Below are 5,150 nucleotides of genomic sequence, written 5' to 3'. Positions count from 1 at the left end.
TGTCACTGAAAGCATAAGATGAGCAAATTGCTCGCTTTATGCTTTCACGCTCGGGTTGCTCAAGTTATGCTTATTTAAATAAGGAAAGCACCGTCGAGTAGCTCTGGTCTGGGTTCAAGTGAGTACACTCGGTATAATCGAGAGAATTTCCAAACCCTCATGTGGGTTAATTCCAAGGTTGTAACACCACCTTAAAAACCTAGTAAGAGTAGGTTTTCGCCGATATTTGGCCTGAGGTGGTTCTTGAGAAAAAGAACTCTCACTAAGTGTGGGCATAGCGGCGAAAATCTGGCCGACAGATTGAGCAGCCCACTTTTCCCAATCAAACCCAGACCCCTGAGATTTAGCAGTATTGTCAAAAAACCGACCGAGCCATGCATTACACGCACAACAATAGCCAAGACAATGGCAGTCCAAATTGAGAAATGGTTGAAAACAACCACAGTACAAGCATCGCAGTTGTAAGTAACGTTGGTGAACTGGACAAACACTGACAGCTTCTATTGTCCACAACAAAGGGATATAGATAGGTTTTCCCGCTTCACGCCAGTCTTGATAGCAACCAGGACACCAACGTTGTTCAGTATGGAAAATATGATTGAAGTTAAGTCGCCAGGAATGCCATTGAAGTAAAGTCAGAAAACTCAGATCCTGCCTAGCAGTTAATTTCTCAACGATGGCAACCACTTTGAAGACATGTTGCGTTCGGTCTAACCAAAATTTAGCAGACTGCTGTTGTAACAGTGCAGGCTCTCGATGCCAAGCATTGATGAGCATTTTGATAGCATCATCAGCTTTCAAGAGATCCGGTGATTGGTTGCTCTGGATAAATAACGGCGTAATTTTATAGCGAATTAAACTAGCAACCTCGACACCATGTGCAGCAGCCAAGCGCTGTAAGTAACTAGTAAAACTTTCAACTGTGGGTGTACCAAAACCTATTGGTTGAAGAGAATAAAGATGGCTGCGTTTTGGAAGTTGGTTCATTCTTAAGTCCCAAGACTCATAATTAGCCAAACTTTCAACCGACATTTTCACCACCTCCAACAGGACGACGCTGAGGTTTAGTGTTACTAGTAGCAGAACGACGAGATTGAGTTTTGGCTGTCTGGGAAGCGTTATGTGTAACTGACACCTGATGAGATTCCAAACCCAAAGCTATTCTCAAAGCTGAACTATCCGAGGTGAACTCAAGTTGCTTTTCTCCCAATCTTGTTTCATTGACGATAATCATGCATTGTTCCTGAGAGTAAGCAGAAGATATAAGATGCGACAGAGTGAGAGTTTTAGCTCCTTCTAGTAATGCCGTTGCCAATGCTTGAGATAACCAATCTTTGAGAATACCAACACAACCGAAACTGCGTTCGTAGCAAAAATCCCAGTATTGAAGTAAATCAGGCTCTTGTTCAAAAGGTAAATGACGTTGGAAAGTTTGAACAACACCTCTGAAAGCTTTTAAATCTTCTTCATTCTCAGCTTTGTACCGTTCAAAATGAATATCCAAGCTGCGTCTGCATAACTGGGCACTCAAGTTACGAAGTATCAACAAGTCATAAGTACCTGCTAGTACAAATTTGACCCCAGTCAGGTTTGCTAGGGACTTAATACAGTCCGTCTGGTCACGTAATTTGCGACCACTGGCAACTTTACTGAGATTTTGTGCTTCATCAATGCAAAAAACTTTCAGACGACGGTGTTTAAGTGCAGCTTCTAATGATGTTTTCAACTTCAAATTAGTGATTCGACCAGAACCAGGTAACTGAATGCATGGGTCTTGGAGAACGCCCAGAGCACGTAGATAAAAATCTTTCCAATCAAAATTACTAAATTCAGGGGTAGCTACTTCGATATTAGCGATAGGAATAAAACCTTTATCTAGTTCCATTTCTGTTTGAAAAGAAGCTAGTAACTTTTGTGTGATGCGACGTAATAAGGTGGTTTTCCCCACACCTGTTGGGCCAAATAAAAAGATTAAAGAAAAGAACGCTGGCTCATCAATTGCATTTTTGAGTTTCTCGGCTGCTCTTAATAATTTGGGATGTGCCATTGTATATTGCTGAAAATAAGCAATCCGGTCAGCAATAGGTAGAGTTAGTAATTCTTGAGGAAAGCTATAATCATGTGCCATTAGAACTCTCCGTAATATTCCAGGGTTTCTGTGGCATATGCACTTAAATGGCTGACTATTTCACAATTTTTATCTTCATTGGTCGAGTCATTTTCTGGACAATCATTATTTTCTGCTACTGGAAGTTCTCCCCAATGTAAATTAGGTTCAGGGATTAAATTATTTTGAATAATTTTGTGAACTTTGTCATGTTCAGCATCGCGCAAGCGTTGTTTGAGGATAGCGCCTTCTTGAGCAAATTTTGAGTTTAAAAATTCTACAAGTTCTCTATCAGTTATTGTTAACTTTCGCCCATAATTGCGTTGGCGCTGATTAAGTTCTACACTCACAAGCCGGATTTCTTTTTCGGAACGTCCTTGGAAGTATTGATAGTAAGAAGAAATGCATTTTACCCATTGTCCTTGTGCTAGGGCATAGGCAATTCCTGCATTCCAAGGGTCGTAACGAACCCAGAGCATTGATTTTTCGATTTCTGGGTCACGGAATACATCTGCCCAGTAATAAATATTGTGTATTTTGACACCCTTTCCTGGCTGAACTTTACGCTTTCGTTGATCTGGTGCTGGTAGAGTCAGAATCTGGAATAATTCGTCATATGCCACTCTTCGGTGTAAGCGACTTCCACCTGTTGCTAGTCCGGTGACAAAGGCATCGTGGGGACTAGTACCTAATGCCGGATGCAATCGTTGGTCATAAACCGAATATGCCCATTCGCAAAAGGCAGAGTACAGTTCTTCTAATGTCCAAATTGCTAATCTTTCTGGACTGACAGATTTGGTGACTTTACGGCGAAGGCGTTTGATTTGGGTGTTACCTTGCAACTCATGAATAAACTGCGTGTTCGCAGTGCCAAATAGTCTTTCAACTATTGAACCAAACCGAGCATGTGCTGGTGGGCGATACTTCAGCGTGCAAGTATAAGATGCTAATAATTGTTCAAAATAGTGACTGTGAAATTCTTTTCCGTTATCGACAACAATATTTTGTGGAAACCGTCCAAATCTAGCAACGCATATGCGAATTACCATCATACAATCTCGATAGCTTGGCTCATCGAAGGTCAGATAAACTGATAAAATTCTTCGACTATATGCATCAACCATCAAGGTTGCCCAAGGACGACCTAAATTGTGATGAATTGAGTTGTTTGTAGCAACATAACAATTAGTTAGAGATTCTAGGGAACTGACTAATTCAATGTCAATTTGAGTATGGTCAATATGGACAATCTCGAAGGGGCGACTACCATGTTGTGGAGTAGTCTGCTCTAATTCCCAATAAAATGGTTCTTCGGCAATAGCTGCTCGATTACCAAGACGTTTTCTGGTTTGATTGTGCCCGCTTCGCTGTTTAATCGCTTGGCAAAATGTGATTCTCGATGGTGGTTTCAATGGGGGTTCATGGTTTTGGCACGCTAAGACAAATGACTCGTAGACCCGTAATTTTCTGCGTTGTTTGGGTGTTTCATAATGCTCTCTGATAAATTCGAGCATAAATTCTTGGGTTTGAGAATCAATTTTGGGAGTACGATTACCTTTACTTTTATGCTTGGGCAGTAATCCCAGGTATCCATGACCATAGATGAGTAAGGCTTTTTGGTATTGAGTACGCCAACGACGGATTGTACTGCTTGGATATGCTCTGGGATTATCTCCTAAGTATGGTTGTATTAAATTGTAGCGACGATTGGCTTCGATAATATCTTCACAAGTTGCATGTTTAATAATTTCCGTCGCGGCTGCTTTAATATTTGCGGTTTGTGTTTTCTCAAATCCTACAATTTTACCTGTATCAATCAATGCTGTGAATGCTGCATTTGGTAGTTCTATAAGTTTGCCATCTGCACGTAATAATCCAGTAGTGGTCGTCCCAGTATTTACTATTTCCCATGACTCTCCATCCCAAGAAATATTAGTACCTACTGCTATTTCGAGTAATATTTGATTACTAGTTTGGGTTTTTGACTCGATTGAGTTAAGATGCTCATAAGATAAAGCAACATCTTGGTTAATAAATACGTGTACCGTTTCTGGTTGTGAGAGTTTGACTTGATTGAGTTCTACGTAAAGATTATCTGTGGCTATTAACCAATAAAGAACATCGGGATTTATTTCTTCTATTTGTAACAGTTCTGCCAGGGTTACTCCTGGATAATTGTTTACCGTGGCTCTAATCAAACTTGGCTCGGTTTCGTCTAGAGTTTCTGGTGAGTATCCGAAATAATCTGATAGCCAAATTAGATTTTGTTGAAACTTCCAATTAATCAGAGCATCTGACCATACATGAAAGTCCAAACCATGTTTATGAGCGTATTCTTCACCTGGAGGACAATGCCACTTGCCATCTGAGTTTTTGCAATAGCGATTTGGATTTAATTCGGTCAGCTTGTTCAGTTCTGGTTCGGTTTTGCATTCCTCCCAAAAAGCTGAATCTGTCCGAATTATAAAAAAATCGGGTGTGTACTGGTGTCTGTTTTTTCGCCCGTTTTTGCTTTGATAGACTAATTCTATTGCTGGCGGTTGGTCGTAATATTCGAGTACAGATGGGTCATGTTCTAGTTCATGAATACGTGCTAATTCGTTATGATGGCTCTCGAATTGAATAGTCACTCCCATTTTTCTTGAGGGGTAACTGCCACATACGTTTTTTCTTGCCCCGCTTACTCGACGAGATGGGTTGGCGCTGCGAATCTCCTCAATTATTGCCTGTGCTGCTTGACTGAGGTCTTGTTGACGGCACCAGTTGTTAAACTCTTGCTTGCCAAGCATAATTTTAAGTGAGCAGAGAGTGTTGCCTTGCCAATGTCTCTCCTAATGTTGATCTCAGCACAGTGCTGTATTTTTATGAACAAAGTGTTGAAAATGTTTGCTCAACTTATACTTTCTCAATCATATTTTTGCTCAACTTATACTTTCAAGTCTCGTGGATTTGCTTGTTACTCATGACGAAATTAATACTATTTCCAGCAATCTGTTGCTCAACTTATGCTTTCACAGTTGCTCATCTTATGATTTCAGTGACA

Annotated in this window: 3 protein-coding genes; all 3 read right to left on the bottom strand. The window is 40.6% G+C overall.

Features of this window, described 5'->3' with window-relative positions; translation table 11 throughout:
* Positions 1-114 precede the first annotated feature (114 nt).
* Genes BV375_RS02720 through BV375_RS02710 form a run of 3 tightly spaced genes read right to left on the bottom strand, consistent with a single transcriptional unit; the run spans position 115 to position 4,896 of the window.
* Positions 115-1,032 (bottom strand): TniQ family protein, encoded by a 918-nt coding sequence (locus BV375_RS02720; protein WP_086757019.1) that lies wholly within the window; start codon positions 1,030-1,032, stop codon positions 115-117.
* Complete coding sequence (locus BV375_RS02715; protein WP_086757017.1) at positions 1,022-2,128, bottom strand: ATP-binding protein; 1,107 nt, start codon at positions 2,126-2,128, stop codon at positions 1,022-1,024. The genes BV375_RS02720 and BV375_RS02715 overlap by 11 nt, the downstream gene beginning before the upstream one ends.
* Complete coding sequence (locus BV375_RS02710; RefSeq protein WP_086757015.1) at positions 2,128-4,896, bottom strand: DDE-type integrase/transposase/recombinase; 2,769 nt, start codon at positions 4,894-4,896, stop codon at positions 2,128-2,130. Before BV375_RS02710 ends, BV375_RS02715 begins: the two co-directional genes overlap by 1 nt.
* Positions 4,897-5,150: the final 254 nt, after the last annotated feature.

The organism is Nostoc sp. 106C (genome assembly GCF_002154725.1).
Taxonomy (GTDB): Bacteria; Cyanobacteriota; Cyanobacteriia; order Cyanobacteriales; family Nostocaceae; genus Aulosira.
Note: the sequence above shows the minus strand (reverse complement) of the source record. Positions and strands in the feature narration are given on the sequence as shown.

Bases quoted from the DNA above. Each gene is read 5' to 3' on its own strand.
- BV375_RS02720 (WP_086757019.1), bottom strand. From the start codon at position 1,032: ATGTCGGTTGAAAGTTTGGCTAATTATGAGTCTTGGGACTTAAGAATG.
- BV375_RS02715 (WP_086757017.1), bottom strand. From the start codon at position 2,128: ATGGCACATGATTATAGCTTTCCTCAAGAATTACTAACTCTACCTATT.
- BV375_RS02710 (WP_086757015.1), bottom strand. From the start codon at position 4,896: ATGCTTGGCAAGCAAGAGTTTAACAACTGGTGCCGTCAACAAGACCTC.